Raw genomic sequence first — 13,939 nt, forward strand, 5'->3', positions numbered from 1 at the left:
CTAAGACACGGATCAGCTTTCGCTACGATTACGCATTCTTACCTACTTAGTTTACCCACGTTTTTTGAAGATTGGCTTTCCACTCCTCACAGATTCCAAATTTGTTTGTTTTAGCTGGGATCTATGACTGACAATGAAAGTTAGAAATAAAGTTTAATGCTATCTAGTGATTAGTCTTGGATGCCTCTCCCTCCGCTCAAAGTCTTGCTGCCTGATCCACCCAATTTACCGTCTACTGCCCCTCCTTTTGTTAACACTTTAAATCGTCTGCAATCTTCTCCAGAGACGATCGTGCTGATTCTAGCAGTCGTGATTGGGGGCGGAGCCGGGATGGGCGTGGTGATATTTCGCTACTTGATTGAGATTCTGCATCATTTGATGCTAGAAGATTTGATGGGTACGATCGCTCATTTAGGCGCGTGGACGTTGGCGTGCGTCCCCACGTTGGGCGGCATTGTGGTTGGACTGATGCGCTGGTGCTGGAAAGATTTTGGCCCTGGCATTTCTTCTCTGATCGCCGCTGTTCAGGCAGGGCAAGAAGTCTCCGCAATTCGCCCGGTGACTAAAATGGTGGCAGCCGCCGTGTCGCTTGGGTCGGGGGCATCGTTGGGGCCCGAAGGCCCCAGCGTCGAAATTGGGGCAAATCTAGGCATTCTTTTAGGACAGGCTCTGCGCGTTTCTCAAGAACGACAGCGCTTGCTGTTGGGAGCTGGGGCCGCGGCAGGACTGGCAGCAGGATTTAATGCTCCGATCGCGGGTGTCTTTTTTGCCCTAGAAGTCGTTTTGGGCACAACATTTGCGACTTCTGCGGCAAGTGTTGTCCTCTTAGCAGCCGTGGTGTCTGCTTTGGTCGCCCAGATTGGTTTAGGATCTCAACCTGCTTTTAATCTCCCTGCCTACGAAGTTCGCAGCCCGTTAGAGTTGCCGCTCTATTTGGGGTTAGGACTGTTTGCAAGTTTGGTCTCGATCGCCTACACCCAATCTCTAAAATGGGCGCAAGACTGCTTTAAAGGACAAATTCCGGGATTTGCCTGGTTTGGCAACCTGCCGCGAGAGATTCAGCCGATGATCGGCGGGCTGTGTGTCGGACTGGTCGCGCTGCAACTGCCCCAAATTTTAGGAGTCGGCTACGAAACCGTCGAGGCGATGCTGCGAGATGTCGAATTCTCACTAGGGCTGCTGCTCACATTGCTGGTCGTCAAGCTATTAGTCACGGCGGTGAGTTTAGGGAGCGGTTTAGTCGGCGGAGTCTTTGCCCCAGCCATGTTTTTAGGGGCAACGCTAGGAGCCGCTTATGGGAAGATTTTGCCGTTTGCATTGCCCTGGTTTGCTTCTAGCATTGCGGCTCCTCCTGCTTATGCGATGGTGGGAATGGCGGCAGTTTTGGCAGCGAGTGTGAATGCGCCTCTGACCTCGATTTTGCTGCTGTTTGAAATGACTCGTGACTATCGAATTGTGTTGCCCCTAATGGCAGCCGTTGGCTTGAGTGCTTGGCTGGCAGAGCGGCTCAATCACCGCCCAGAGCGAGGCTCAAACCTAAAGCAAATCGAGTCTGACCCGGAGCAAGACCGAGTTCAAAAAGTTTTAAACGCAATGCTGGTGGGTGAGGCAATGCAGCAAAACTTTGCGATGCTGCCGCAGTCATTGCCGCTGCTGCAAGCGGGGCTTTCTCTCATCGAGCAACATCTGCACGGTGCGCTGATCGTAGATGCCGATGATCAATTAGTTGGTATCGTCACGCTGCAAGACATCAACCGCACGATCGCCCGTTTTGAACAAACTCAAGCTAAGGTGTGCTTGCTTGATCAGTCTCTGATGAACAAAACTATTGGAGAAATTTGCACCAATGAAATCCTTTACACTTACCCCGACGAGCTTGTGAACGAGGCGCTCGATCGCATGGCTGCCCAAGGCATTCACCAACTGCCTGTTGTCTCGCGCCAAAAGCCTCATCAGCTTTTGGGTTTGTTGACGCAAGGAAATGTGGCGTTGGCCTGTGAATTGGCGTTAACTCGCGAGGCACTCACGCCCTATCTATCGATTTTGACTCAGGCACAGATTAGCTTAGATCTGCCTGAAGTCGATTCAAGTCAGGGGGTTAAGTCTCTGGTCGATAAACTCTGAATCGATTGAAGCCCTATTTGTTACGGGCAGTCCAGATGCCAGTAAACATCATCAACATGCCGCCGATAAAAATGGCGATCGCGAGTCCGGCAGGCACTACGGTTAGCCAATCAACATTTTCCATAAGACTGAATCAGCAAAAAATTAAGAGGTCAATCTTCGAGGTTAAGAGTCACCTTCTCACCTTAGTACAGTTAACCAGAATCGCCGAGAGAATCTGGTTCAAGACTATTGAACGAGAGAGCAGTCAACTTCAAGAAGCTTCGTCTTGACGCTCAACTTGACGAAGGTGAATGTGCTTTCGCCCTAGTGAGATTTCAAACTCATCTCCGGGGTGCAGTTCCATTTGTTTAGTGTAGGCAGCACCAATCAGCAAGTTCCCGTTAGATTGAACATTGATTCGATAGCTAGCGCTGCGCCCACCGCGCCCGTTAGTGTTTTGTTTCCCGTCGAGTTCAATTCCTTCTGCATCGATCAGGGCATTGAGGAACTTCATCATGTTGACTCGCTCAACCCCGTTCTTAGTCACGGTGTAATAGCCACACTCGCGCGCTTTTTCCTCTTTGCTAAGAGTCTCTAGCTCTTTGACTTTCTTGAGGAGGGCTTCACCGATAAGAGGCTCAATCTTTTTCTTTTTAGTCATCAACTTGAGTCTGAAATAATGAAGATGAGTTTGCTCGACTTTAACTTGGCTAACTTGCTTTAGGAAACATTTCCTGAGTCAATATTAACCATTTGATTTATATTACACTGATGCTGTGATTTTTTTACATTCGATTTTTCAGAAACTTGCAAAGCCGATCGAGAGATATTTTAAGACACTCAAACGCTCAACTTTTAAATCAGAGGCTTGTAGAAAAACCTACTAAATTGTGTGTTTGTCTATTGATGCTGCGCTTGAGGTTGCCTTCCTTCAAAACCGCTCTATTGATAAATTAGCAATTTGATCTTTGTGATTGTAATGCAGCCAAGAAAATTCAAGTAATAAGATTTAGTTGATGGAAACCAAGCGCTTTGTCTGAGTGTTGATTGAGCCGAGTTGAAGATAAATTTAGCGTCGATCGGAATGTATCTCACCGGATTGGGAAATGTATAAAATATAAAAAAGAGCGAGAAGACTGCATCTGACCCACCTCGCCCTATCTTTGGAGTGCTGCAAGTGCTGCCATTCAGATAGGGTGATTTTGGATAGATCGCGGCAATCAACTCGCTCTTACCATTCATTCACCTGTAGTTAAAGAGTATCGAGCAGGCTTGTCAATCTCATGTTTCAGGCATGAACTTGCAATGACGGTTTAACAAATTTAAAAAACAGGGAGCAAGTTGACTGGGTTGAGCGTCAATATCCACGATCGCCCGTGAGATTCATGAGTGTGTGACGCGATCGCAACCCGATCGTCATAAAGATAGTCTAGGTTCGAGCTACTAAAGCTATGGTTACTGTCAAGGAGAGTTGAGACTCAATGAAAACGCCCCACGATTCAGATCCCCATTCAACGATTAAGCCTCGCAAATTTTCTTGGAAGCAGCCTGCGATCTATTTGATGTTGCCGCTCGTCGGAGCCGGGACGGCCTTAATCGGCGATCGTTGGTTATCTTCATCCAACCCGGTGCCAGTGGTGCAGCCTGCGATTGCTCAAGCTGCCGAGACACAAGTGGCTCAGAGCCGCACGGGTGCTATTCTTTCTGCTACAGATCCTAACTTTATTGCGGCGGCAGTCGAGCGAGTCGGGCCTGCGGTCGTGCGAATCAATTCGTCTCGAACGGTCAGAACTCAGATTCCTCCAATTTTTAACGATCCTTTTTTCCGACAATTTTTCGGCTCAGAGTTGCCCGATGCTCCGTCTACCAGGGTTGAACGAGGCACCGGGTCGGGCTTCATTATTAATGGGGAAGGATTAATCTTAACCAACTCCCATGTTGTGAATGGCGCAGACACGGTTTCTGTAAAACTCAAAGATGGGCGAGAGTTTCAAGGCAAGGTGTTGGGCCAAGACCCTGTAACTGATGTGGCGGTAGTCAAAATTCAGGCCAATAATCTGCCAGTTGTGACGATCGGAAACTCAGATCAGTTGCGTCCGGGTGAGTGGGCGATCGCGATCGGCAATCCGCTAGGGTTAGACAACACCGTAACTGCCGGAATTATTAGCGCGACGGGTCGCACCAGTGCTGAGGTGCGCGTTCCTGACAAGCGAGTTAGCTTTATTCAAACCGATGCCGCGATTAACCCTGGCAATTCAGGCGGCCCCTTATTAAATCAGCGCGGTGAAGTGATTGGGATGAACACTGCCATTATTGGGGGAGGCGCTCAAGGGTTAGGGTTTGCGATTCCGATCAATACGGCGCAAAAGATTTCGCAGCAGTTGATTGCAACCGGAAAAGTGAATCATCCCTATTTGGGAATTCGGATGACGACGCTGACTCCTGAACTGAAAAAACAGATTAACAGCGATCGGGAAGCCAATCTCTCGGTGCAAGACGATCGCGGGATCTTGATCTATAGTGTGATGCAAAATTCTCCGGCGGCGAGGGCTGGGCTGCGCGCAGGAGACGTGATCAAAAAGATCAATGGTCAGGCGGTGGAGACAGCCGATCAGGTTCAGAACGCGGTAGAAGCCAGTTCTGTAGGGGGATCACTGCAAGTAGAAGTTAATCGCAACGGGCGAGCGACTACGGTTGCGGTGCAGCCAGGAGCGTTTCCGACACAGACGGCTCAAAGTGAATAAGCGGTTAGGCTCGTGAATTAAATAATGTCGGTTATTTGTAAGTCAATGGGCACGGCGGTGCCATGCCCCTACTAGTTGCCTTCGATCGCCAACGATACGCGATCGCCGCCCATGTCGCGCAGGGTGCCCAGCAGCTTAACGACTTGCTCGTAAGGGATTTTGCTGTCAGCTTTGAGAATTACGACTCCTTTGGGGTTTTGAGTCAGGTAGGATTGAACCTTTTGACCCAATTCGTCAGAGGAAACTGGCTTTTCTGCCAGAATGATTTGATTTTGCAGATTGAGTCCGACGATTAGCGGGTCGGGTTCCTTGGTCTCGATCGCGCCAGCACTCGTGCTAGGTAGTGTGACGTTAACGGTTTGCTGCGTAGTTAATGTCATCGCAATGATGATAAAGAATGTCAAGATAGTCATTAACACATCCATCATCGGCACCAGGTTGACTTCTGGCATTTCTGATTGCTTTTGCTGTGATTTAAACCGCATCACTCATACCGTTGTTAATTTCAGCTTATGTAGACTTTGGGGTTGTTGAAGCAATTTTGACTGAGAGTCAGCAGCCTTTTAGAAACCATTCTTTAGCTGTCAATTAACTGCACCTTGCTTGCATTTGAATAGTCATCATCAGACTGATGGTGATTGTGATGAAACGTCGGTTCATACCAAATCTCACGGTAGATTAGTTCCAGATCGCTGCCGACTCTGCCAAAATAGTCAACCTGACGAGATTGTAGAGTCACCATGACTCGAAAAATGGCTAGAGAGATAATTGCGACAACCATCCCAGATGCAGTAGTGATCAGCGCTTCACCAATTCCTGCGGCGGCTTTGGTGGTGTCAGCAGAAGTTCCACCGCCGCCAATTTTTAAGCTTGCAAAGGTGGCAATTAATCCGGTGACGGTTCCCAATAGCCCTAAAAGAGGTGCCAGCCCAACCACCGATTCTAAAAGTTTGTCGCCCTTTCGCATTTGAATAAATTCCCGATCGGCAGCCGCTTCCATTGCTAACCGAAACGTTTCAGGAGTCGGCTGCTTGAGTTTGAGCGGAGCCAATAAAAATCGACCGATCGCTAACTCTTGAGCTTGGCTAGCAATCTCAGCGGCTCTAGATAAATCAAATCGAGCCGCTTCTATCACGTCGTGCACAATGCGTTCTTCTTGGCTCATTAGTTGAAACCAAAACCAGGATCTTTCTAGACCACAGGCGATCGTGGCGATCGACATCCCCACCAGGGGAATCATCGTCAGTCCACCTTTCGCGATCGTTTCAAATAAGTTAGACATATCCTGGCAGTTACTTTTTAGACACAAAACACACGCACCCTTCGATAGGATACTTGAATTCTTTAGGGAGCCTGGTTAAGCGAGGGTAAGCGTTCAGTTATCTCGACTTTAAGAGTTAGGCGATCGTGTCTCAATCTATCTTTGACAAAGTGCTAATGACGAACCTTCATTTCGACCAACAATTTGACGAGTGAAATCAATTCGTCTTTTATGCGATCGATTTGTTCGCATTCTGCAATAGGCAACTCTGAATCATCAGTTGCCATTTTTAGCGTTGCTTTAGCTTGCAAAGATTGGATCGTGGTTTGTAACTGTTGAGCCTTGACTAACGCCTCATTGAGTTGAGACTCGGTTGCTTTTGCCAGACGATGAAGTCTTTTGTTGCGCTCTAAACGGTTGATAAGGCGCGTCACTAACTCAGGGCCGACGATCGGTTTGCTGACAAAATCATCTGCCCCGGCGCTAAACACTTGATTGACAATATCGGTCTCTTTGTGAACCGTCAGAAACACGATCGGCAACTCGCTCCAGTGTGGGTCATTGCGAATCACTTGACAGAGTTCGATGCCGTTTAGATAAGGCATTTCAACATCAAGCACTAATAGATCGGGCGATACGGCTTCTAGGGTTTGCCAAAATTGACGAGGGTCAGCGATCGTGCTTACCTGCAAACCCCACGGCTGAAGCAAGGTTTGCAGCAGTGCCAGGATTTTAGGGTCATCGTCCACTAGTAAAATCTTGGTTTCTGCCTGATCTAATTGCTGAACCTGAGCCAGAGGCAACGGTTGCGTAGATTCTGCACTCTCTAAGGTTGAACTAGGTGATTGAGAAATTTCTTGCCGCAGAGAATTCACCCAAGTTTGCACTGGCTCTGAAGAAATGTCATGATCTCTCAAAGCACTCTCAATCAGGGCTGCCAACCTCGACCCTTCTGGAAACCCAAATGTTCCGAGCGACCCCGCGAGTGAATGTGCCTCTAATTGCGCCGCTGCCAGCAAATCTGCATCCACGCTGCCCTGAGCAACGGCAGCGATCGCCCTTTCAATCACCGAGATTTGATCACTCACATGACCTTGAAACCGTTCCCAGACTCCGGCAATCTTGACCAACATCGCCGCCTGATCTGATGGCGCTGGAGTTGAGAGCGATCGACTCTTCACCCCTGCTGATGGCTTCAGCCGATAGCCAATGCCATAAACCGTCTCGACTAGACCGCCTGCCGCGCCTGCTGCCCTGAGCTTGTGCCGTAACCCTTTGATATGAGTTCGCACCGCTTCTTCTCCGGGCATATCGTTATAAGTCCAGAGATGTTCTAGGATCATGCCGCAGCTAAACACTCGCCGACTGTTTCGCAAAAATAGCTCTAGCAGCGCATACTCTTTGGGGGTTAGCGCTAAAGACTGGTCTTGATAAGTCACTTCGCAACTGCTGGGGTCAAGCCGCAGGTGTTCCCACTCCAGCACGGGTTGCAAAGCGTTGCTGCCGCGTCTTAACAGCGCTCGAATTCGGGCAACCAGTTCTTCTTCTTGAAAGGGTTTGACCACATAGTCATCGGCTCCAGCATCTAGCCCGATCGCTTTGTCGTGACTGCTATCTCGCCGGGTTAAGAGCAAAATCGGCATTGGGTAGCCGTGCGATCGGATGTGCTGACAAAGACTAATGCCATCCAGTTTGGGCAACATCACATCGAGCAGCACCAGGTCATAGTCAAAGGTTTCAATCAGGTTCCATGCAGCTTGACCATCGGTGACCACTTCAACGGCATAGTTTTGGCCCGTCAGAATTTCTGTTAGAGCATGGGTCATCAACTCATCGTCGTCAACGATCAAGATTCGCATTCTTAAACCATCCTTCAGAACAGGGCACGACTCAAGCGATTACGCTGATCTTAGAATTTTGACCGGGAGCGACTTCATAATTGGTTACAAATATCCATCAACTAAGTCTTCACCCTCGACGATCGACGGCTTCTTGCACAGGCAGTTGCTCTGGTTTGACCGCGATCGCTTCTGTCTGATTTCCCCGCTTGACTGTGATTTGCATTGGGTTGCCGATACTACTCGCTTCGACCTGCTCTTGCACTTGTCGAGAACTTTGAATCGCCACATTGTTAACCGATTGAATCACGTCACCCGGACGCAACCCCGCACGAGCCGCCGGGGAGTTAGGCGCAACTGCGATCACGATCACGCCAGAGTCTTGATTGACTTTAAACCCAGCATTGCTTTGATTGATCTGCGATCGTAACTCTGGGCTTAACTCGCCCATTTGAACGCCCAAATAGGGATGGTCAACGCGACCTTTTGTAGCAAGCTGCTCTGCGATCCGTTTCACCGTGTTGATGGGGATTGCAAACCCTAACCCTTGTGCGCCTTGAATGATCGCAGTGTTGACTCCAATCACTTCACCCGATGAGTTGAGCAACGGCCCGCCAGAGTTGCCCGGATTGATCGCAGCATCGGTTTGGATAAAGTTAATGCGCTCAGTCGGAACGCCGACATCAGCGCTCGATCGTCCGGTCGCGCTGATAATGCCTTGAGTGACGGTGTTGTCAAGTCCGAGCGGGTTGCCGATCGCGATCGCGGCTTGCCCCGGCAGTAAGTTGTCTGAGTTTCCTAATCTTGCGGTGGGTAGCCCCGTCGCGTCGATTTTAACTACGGCCAGGTCGGTCACGCGATCGGTTCCGACTACTTCGCCTCGTAGCCGTCGCCCATCGGTAAGCACTACGACCACACTGTCGGCTCCTTCGACCACATGGGCATTGGTGACGACTCGACCATCAGCGCTGGTGATAAAGCCTGACCCAGTGCCTCGCTGCACTTGTTGTTTGCGAGGTGCCTGACCGCCAAAAAATTGCTCGATCGAGGGGTCTTGAAGTTCTTCTTGCACCGTGCGAGTCGAGTTGATTCGCACGACGGCGGGCCCAGTCTGCTTGACAACTTGAGTCACATAATCGGGATTGTCGCTCGATCGAATTGGAGTCAATTGATTAGGTTGAGTCGGTGCCACAGGAGCCGTCTGGCTCAGAATGGGTTCTTGGGGCTGACTTGAGCCTCTAATTGCAGAACATCCTACACTGCTGCTTGCAGTTAATAGAGCCAGATAAAACGCAGAGTGTTTAAGGATTTGTTTCACAGGTGCTGACATGTATTTTTGAATCATGCAGGAGATTGTCTTCTAGGAATATATCCTAACGATCGTGGATTAAATAACCTGTCAATCTTATGATCAAACTCTTGATTCGTCATGGCTGAGATTTTCGCCCCCTAAATCCCCCAAAATTAGGGAACTTTGAGCCAAGATTCCCGGTTTCAAAGTCCCCCAGAATGGGAGATTTAGGGAGCACAAGCCGACTCAAACGCAGCCATCAACGAACTGATAGACGCGCTAGTTGAGTCCGAGAAGTTGCACCTTAATAAATCCACGTTCTTAACGATCGTGGATTAAATAGGATCGGTTACTGGCAGTGTCAATGGGCACAGCAGTGCCATGGCCTTACGATTAATGGACGAGATCCAAGTCTACGAATCGTTTAAGAGTGCTCGATCGTCCTCCCATTGGTTGCCTAATCTTCCTGACAGGCTGTTTTTCTCGTTGGGAACCGCATTGGCATAGATGGCAAGTTGCGATCGATTTCGGAGATTGAGGCGACTGAGAATGCTGGTTACATGGGTTTTCACAGTTCCTTCTGTGATGTAAAGCCGTTGGGCAATTTCGCGGTTTGTCGCCCCGACCCCAATTAACCGTAGAACTTCGTGTTCTCGTGCAGTGATTTCTGAAGGCTTTGATGGAGATGCTTGGTTTGTTGAAGTCGAAACCCCGTCTGTCGCCAACAATTTATCAAATAACCCTGGGCCAAATTGAGTATAGCCATAATGCCCAAAGCGAATCGCATTTGCCAACTCACGCGAAGGCATATCTTTGAGCAAATAGCCTTTTGCCCCTGCCCTCATTGCTCCAGCAATATAAGAATCATCATCAAACGTGCTTAAGACGAGAACTTTGACATTAGGAAAGTTTTGAGTAATTAGCTTTGTTGCGGTTCGGCCATCCATTTCGGGCATCCGAATATCCATCAGCACGACATCAGGCTGGAGAGTGGCAACCAGTTCTAGCGCAACTTTGCCATTTTCAGCATCGCCGACCACCTGCAAATCAGGCTCTATCTCTAGCATTGCTTTGAGTCCCTGCCGAATCAGGCTTTGGTCATCAACAATCAACAGGCGAATTGGAGGGGATTGATCAGGTTTCATCGGGGGCGACCTCTTAAGGGTGAGATGAATGATCGAGGGGTGGTTAAGTCAGTCAATAAACAGAGCAATGGACAAAGGCATGACGTTGATGATTTCTCTAGAAGCGGATGAGTCAAAATTCGACTAGCCGCGCGATGCCACTGAGCGATCGCGTCTGATAGGTTTCAACTTGTCCTTCAACTCGCCGCCAACCCCTCGGCTGCGGCAGTCGTCGAGTCGTCAGAATCACCTCAGCCTGAATGGAATACTCCATTACACCGACAGGTAGATAAACAATGGGTAACAGCAAGGTCAATATTTTCTCACTTTGTTGAGCGAGATCAGACGCTAGTGTGACGGTGATCAGTCTGCCGATCGCGATGGCAATGATGCTAATTTCGTCACCGCTAAAATGGTTACTACGATCGAGTAGCGCGGTTTGATAATCGAGTTCTGAAACACCTGATTGACGACCGATCGAGTATTGAATCTGAGTTTCGCCATTGTGGAAGACAAACAGATTGGGTTCAAAGACTTGATTGCTCATGCGAATTCGGTGTGGAGACTTGCTTGGGTGCGTCCGCAAATCAGCTTGAATTCTTCCATTTTGGTCATGAATTTAAGCCTGATGGGAGTTAAGTGCCCCCAGATTTACAGGCTCAATTTACCGGGTTTAAAGGGTTGCTCACATCGAATAGATGTCACGGCTGAGATAGGAGATTTGTCATGGAGTGGGACTGGATTAGTCATCGTGTATTCTCTCGCTAGTGACTACCTCCTTTTAGACGTGCGTCTTGATGAAGTTATGCAATCTCTCATTTTTCGTCTCTTCCTTCTAACCAGGGGCGACAGGAATTTGCCACGATCGCGGCCTGGGTGCGATCACGCAAGTTCAGTCGGGTAAGAATGTGTGTAATGTGATTTCTCACCGTTCCTTCAGACAGGTGGAGCGCTTGGGAGATTTCTCGGTTATTTGCGCCCCCGGCAATCAATCGCAACACGTCTCGCTCTCTATCGGTCAGTTCCGCCAAGCCGGGAGGTAATGGTTGCGGTGAGTCTGGCTTTGTGGGTGGCGGTTCAGCCATCACTTTTTTAGCAATCACTTTTTCGACGATTCCCGGCCCAAATTGGGTATAGCCTTGGTGAACCGATCGGATCGCTTTAGCCAGTTCATCGGCGGGAGTGTCTTTGAGCAAATATCCCTTGGCCCCAAAGCGCAGCGCCTCAGAAACGTATTCTGTATCGTTAAATGTGGTCAAAACCAAAACCTTGAGGTCTGGAAACTGCTGACAAATTAGCCGGGTTGCTTCTACGCCATTCATCCCCGGCATGCGGATATCCATCAACACGACATCGGGAAATGGAGTTATTTCTGGCGCTTCAAGTTGATCGTTGGCTTGGCAGTCGGCTAGAAAGCGAATCGCGCTGTGACCATTATCTGCTTCACCAATCACTTGGAGATCGGGCTTTGTTTCTAGCAGCGTCTTCAGACCCCGCCTCACAATTTCTTGGTCTTCTACAAGCAGCACTCGAATCATAAGACTTGTTTTGAATAGCGCGATCGGATCTAAATTGATTGAATCCAACAGTTTTTGACCTATCTCTTCAGACAGATTTCCATCCTGGGAGATTATGAGAGAATTTTACATAATTTAATACCAATCTAATATAATTTTAATCAGGGATAGCAAAATTCATGGAACTCAAGAGAAGGCTTGACTTAATTCGATTTTTGAGAGAAGAACTGGCACTTCCGGCGGCAGCGATCGAGCTTGCTGCGCGTCAGTCTGAGCAAAACACGACCGCATTGCCAATGGTGCTTTGGCAATATGGCTTAGTGACGCTATCGCAACTCGATCAAATTTTTGATCGAATGGAAATTATTTAATAATTCACAGACGATAGCCGCCCGTTTTTAATCTGCACAACTGGATGATTGGACAGACGAATCAAACTCTCATCGTGAGTCGTCACAATCACCGTAATGCCGATCTGATTCAGTTTTTTAAGAATCTTGATCACCTGCCAAGAATTGTCTGGGTCGAGGTTTCCGGTTGGCTCGTCAGCCAAGAGTAAGGGAGGAGTGCCCACGATCGCACGAGCAATGCTAACTCGCTGCTGCTCACCGCCCGATAGCTCTTCTGGGAAGCACTCTGCTTTGTGCTGCAATCCCACCATTTTGAGTGCGGGGGGCAAGCGTCGATTAATTTCTTTGCGCGTATAGCCCTGTGCCCACAGCACAAACGACACATTCTCAGTCACTGTACGCCTGGAAATCAGCTTGTAATCTTGAAAGACAATGCCGATCCGACGACGTAATAATGAGAGCCGATCGCCCCGCAGCGTTGCCGGAAAATCATTGTCTACCCTGACTTCGCCCTCAGAGGCACACTCCTCGCCATAAAGCAGTTTGAGAAAGGTAGATTTGCCAGAACCCGACGGGCCCGTGACAAACAAGAAATCACCCCGCTTGACCTCTAAGCTGACATCGATCAGCGCTTGACTGCCATTGCGATAAGTTTTGCTAACACCCTTAAGCTGAATGATGCTGTCTTGATTAGGAGGCTGGCTCGACGATCGGCGATCGCGTTGCGCGTTTCCAGAAGAATCGGTGAGAACTTGCGGCATGAGACGTGACGATGGAAATTCAATCTATTAGAACACGAAGACCCGAATCTAAACTTCAAAGTCTCGTGCTGACCGGGTTGCGTTTCGTGAACCGATAGAGGATCGATCGCCAGGCAAACTGTGGCAGTGCCAGCATTCTTCGCCAGCGCCAGGGTTCTTGATAGAGGCGATAAACCCACTCTAAATGGTTATCTCTCAGCCAGCCGGGAGCGCGAGTTTTGGTACCTGCCCAAATGTCAAAGCTGCCGCCCACCCCCATCCACAGCGATTGGGGGCAGAGGTGACGGTGCGCCGCGATCCACAATTCTTGACGAGGAACGCCCAAGCCCACAAAAATAATCTGCGGCTGTAGCGTTTGTAGAGTCTTGAGAAAAGCAGGTTCTTCTTGAGCAGAAAGATAGCCGTTTTGCACGCCCGCGATCGTCAACCCCGATAACTGTTTTTGCCACTGGTCAGCGGCGATTTGAGCCACGTCTGGGGCACCTCCAAAAAAGAAAACTGAGAGAGCCGGGTTTGAAGAGGACTCGATCGTAGAAGTTTGCTTTGAACCTAGAGATTCTGAACGAAGGTTAAACTGAGCCGCTTTTCTGAGAATCGACTCTGCCAACTCAATGCCAGGGCATCGGGCAACTCGCTTGCCATAGAGCCGCAGATAAAACACAATGCCTGCCCCATCAGGAATCACCAAGTCAGCGCGATGAATGATGTCTGCCAGGGCAAAATTTTGCTCGGCTTGCATGGTCATTTCGGCGTTGAGAGTGACGACATGACAGCCCAAACGCTGATCGAGGCGATCGAGTAACCAGCCAGAATAATCGTCTCGCAAGTGTATGGGCAACCCCATGACCGAAAATTGGCGGTCTGTTTTCATCGTTAAATGGCTCACGTTCCTCATCCCCATCAGCTTATCAAGCTATGGATTTTAACTGACCAACCAAATTTTGCAC

At 49.1% G+C, this 13,939-nt stretch carries 13 protein-coding genes; 3 read left to right on the top strand and 10 right to left on the bottom strand.

The features are described 5' to 3' along the window. The first annotated feature begins 180 nt into the window (after window positions 1–180). Entirely contained in the window at window positions 181–2,124 is a 1,944-nt protein-coding gene (locus tag BRW63_RS15345; RefSeq protein ID WP_073068903.1) for a chloride channel protein, read from the top strand. Between the two features lie 253 nt (window positions 2,125–2,377). Here BRW63_RS15345 and BRW63_RS15350 read toward each other — a convergent pair whose 3' ends face one another. After that, on the bottom strand, window positions 2,378–2,767 hold the full coding sequence (locus tag BRW63_RS15350; protein WP_073068902.1) for an AbrB family transcriptional regulator: 390 nt from the start codon (window positions 2,765–2,767) through the stop codon (window positions 2,378–2,380). 820 nt (window positions 2,768–3,587) lie between these two features. Here BRW63_RS15350 and BRW63_RS15360 point away from each other — a divergent pair. Beyond that, window positions 3,588–4,850 (top strand): HhoA/HhoB/HtrA family serine endopeptidase, encoded by a 1,263-nt coding sequence (locus BRW63_RS15360; protein WP_073068900.1) that lies wholly within the window; start codon window positions 3,588–3,590, stop codon window positions 4,848–4,850. Between the two features lie 71 nt (window positions 4,851–4,921). Here the strand turns inward: BRW63_RS15360 and BRW63_RS15365 are convergent, their stop codons facing one another. The 7 genes from BRW63_RS15365 to BRW63_RS15395 all read right to left on the bottom strand — a co-directional run bounded on the left by BRW63_RS15365 (window position 4,922) and on the right by BRW63_RS15395 (window position 11,950). After that, window positions 4,922–5,335 (bottom strand): ExbD/TolR family protein, encoded by a 414-nt coding sequence (locus BRW63_RS15365; protein ID WP_073068899.1) that lies wholly within the window; start codon window positions 5,333–5,335, stop codon window positions 4,922–4,924. Window positions 5,336–5,427: 92 nt separating this feature from the next. Beyond that, complete coding sequence (locus tag BRW63_RS15370; protein ID WP_073068898.1) at window positions 5,428–6,132, bottom strand: MotA/TolQ/ExbB proton channel family protein; 705 nt, start codon at window positions 6,130–6,132, stop codon at window positions 5,428–5,430. A 152-nt stretch (window positions 6,133–6,284) separates the two neighbouring features. Next, window positions 6,285–7,970, bottom strand: a complete 1,686-nt coding sequence (locus BRW63_RS15375; RefSeq protein WP_073068897.1) for a response regulator — start codon at window positions 7,968–7,970, stop codon at window positions 6,285–6,287. A 109-nt stretch (window positions 7,971–8,079) separates the two neighbouring features. Next, window positions 8,080–9,279, bottom strand: a complete 1,200-nt coding sequence (locus BRW63_RS15380; RefSeq protein ID WP_219898256.1) for an HhoA/HhoB/HtrA family serine endopeptidase — start codon at window positions 9,277–9,279, stop codon at window positions 8,080–8,082. A gap of 374 nt (window positions 9,280–9,653) precedes the next feature. Then, window positions 9,654–10,385: a response regulator transcription factor gene (locus BRW63_RS15385; RefSeq protein WP_073068895.1), complete on the bottom strand. Its 732-nt coding sequence runs from the start codon at window positions 10,383–10,385 to the stop codon at window positions 9,654–9,656. Window positions 10,386–10,497: 112 nt separating this feature from the next. After that, window positions 10,498–10,911 carry a hypothetical protein gene (locus BRW63_RS15390; RefSeq protein WP_073068894.1) on the bottom strand — a complete coding sequence of 138 codons (414 nt, stop codon included), beginning with the start codon at window positions 10,909–10,911 and terminating at the stop codon, window positions 10,498–10,500. A 268-nt stretch (window positions 10,912–11,179) separates the two neighbouring features. Continuing rightward, on the bottom strand, window positions 11,180–11,950 hold the full coding sequence (locus tag BRW63_RS15395; RefSeq protein ID WP_317615769.1) for a response regulator transcription factor: 771 nt from the start codon (window positions 11,948–11,950) through the stop codon (window positions 11,180–11,182). A gap of 110 nt (window positions 11,951–12,060) precedes the next feature. On the opposite strand from BRW63_RS15395, the gene BRW63_RS15400 reads away from it, so the two are divergent. Then, entirely contained in the window at window positions 12,061–12,252 is a 192-nt protein-coding gene (locus BRW63_RS15400; RefSeq protein WP_073068893.1) for a DUF2949 domain-containing protein, read from the top strand. Here the strand turns inward: BRW63_RS15400 and ftsE are convergent. Next, the gene (ftsE, locus tag BRW63_RS15405; RefSeq protein ID WP_073068892.1) at window positions 12,249–12,992 is read right to left on the bottom strand and encodes a cell division ATP-binding protein FtsE; all 744 of its coding nucleotides are present in this window, start codon (window positions 12,990–12,992) and stop codon (window positions 12,249–12,251) included. The two genes, BRW63_RS15400 and ftsE, sit on opposite strands and share 4 nt — an antisense overlap. Before the next feature lie 55 nt (window positions 12,993–13,047). Continuing rightward, window positions 13,048–13,863 (bottom strand): WecB/TagA/CpsF family glycosyltransferase, encoded by an 816-nt coding sequence (locus BRW63_RS15410; RefSeq protein WP_073068891.1) that lies wholly within the window; start codon window positions 13,861–13,863, stop codon window positions 13,048–13,050. Window positions 13,864–13,939: the final 76 nt, after the last annotated feature.

Source organism: Phormidesmis priestleyi ULC007 (assembly GCF_001895925.1).
GTDB lineage: Bacteria > Cyanobacteriota > Cyanobacteriia > Leptolyngbyales > Leptolyngbyaceae > Phormidesmis_A > Phormidesmis_A priestleyi_A.

Coding starts and splice junctions, on each gene's coding strand:
- BRW63_RS15345 (WP_073068903.1), top strand. CDS start 181: ATGCCTCTCCCTCCGCTCAAAGTCTTGCTGCCTGATCCACCCAATTTA.
- BRW63_RS15350 (WP_073068902.1), bottom strand. CDS start 2,767: ATGACTAAAAAGAAAAAGATTGAGCCTCTTATCGGTGAAGCCCTCCTC.
- BRW63_RS15360 (WP_073068900.1), top strand. CDS start 3,588: ATGAAAACGCCCCACGATTCAGATCCCCATTCAACGATTAAGCCTCGC.
- BRW63_RS15365 (WP_073068899.1), bottom strand. CDS start 5,335: ATGCGGTTTAAATCACAGCAAAAGCAATCAGAAATGCCAGAAGTCAAC.
- BRW63_RS15370 (WP_073068898.1), bottom strand. CDS start 6,132: ATGTCTAACTTATTTGAAACGATCGCGAAAGGTGGACTGACGATGATT.
- BRW63_RS15375 (WP_073068897.1), bottom strand. CDS start 7,970: ATGCGAATCTTGATCGTTGACGACGATGAGTTGATGACCCATGCTCTA.
- BRW63_RS15380 (WP_219898256.1), bottom strand. CDS start 9,279: ATGTCAGCACCTGTGAAACAAATCCTTAAACACTCTGCGTTTTATCTG.
- BRW63_RS15385 (WP_073068895.1), bottom strand. CDS start 10,385: ATGAAACCTGATCAATCCCCTCCAATTCGCCTGTTGATTGTTGATGAC.
- BRW63_RS15390 (WP_073068894.1), bottom strand. CDS start 10,911: ATGAGCAATCAAGTCTTTGAACCCAATCTGTTTGTCTTCCACAATGGC.
- BRW63_RS15400 (WP_073068893.1), top strand. CDS start 12,061: ATGGAACTCAAGAGAAGGCTTGACTTAATTCGATTTTTGAGAGAAGAA.
- ftsE (WP_073068892.1), bottom strand. CDS start 12,992: ATGCCGCAAGTTCTCACCGATTCTTCTGGAAACGCGCAACGCGATCGC.
- BRW63_RS15410 (WP_073068891.1), bottom strand. CDS start 13,863: ATGAAAACAGACCGCCAATTTTCGGTCATGGGGTTGCCCATACACTTG.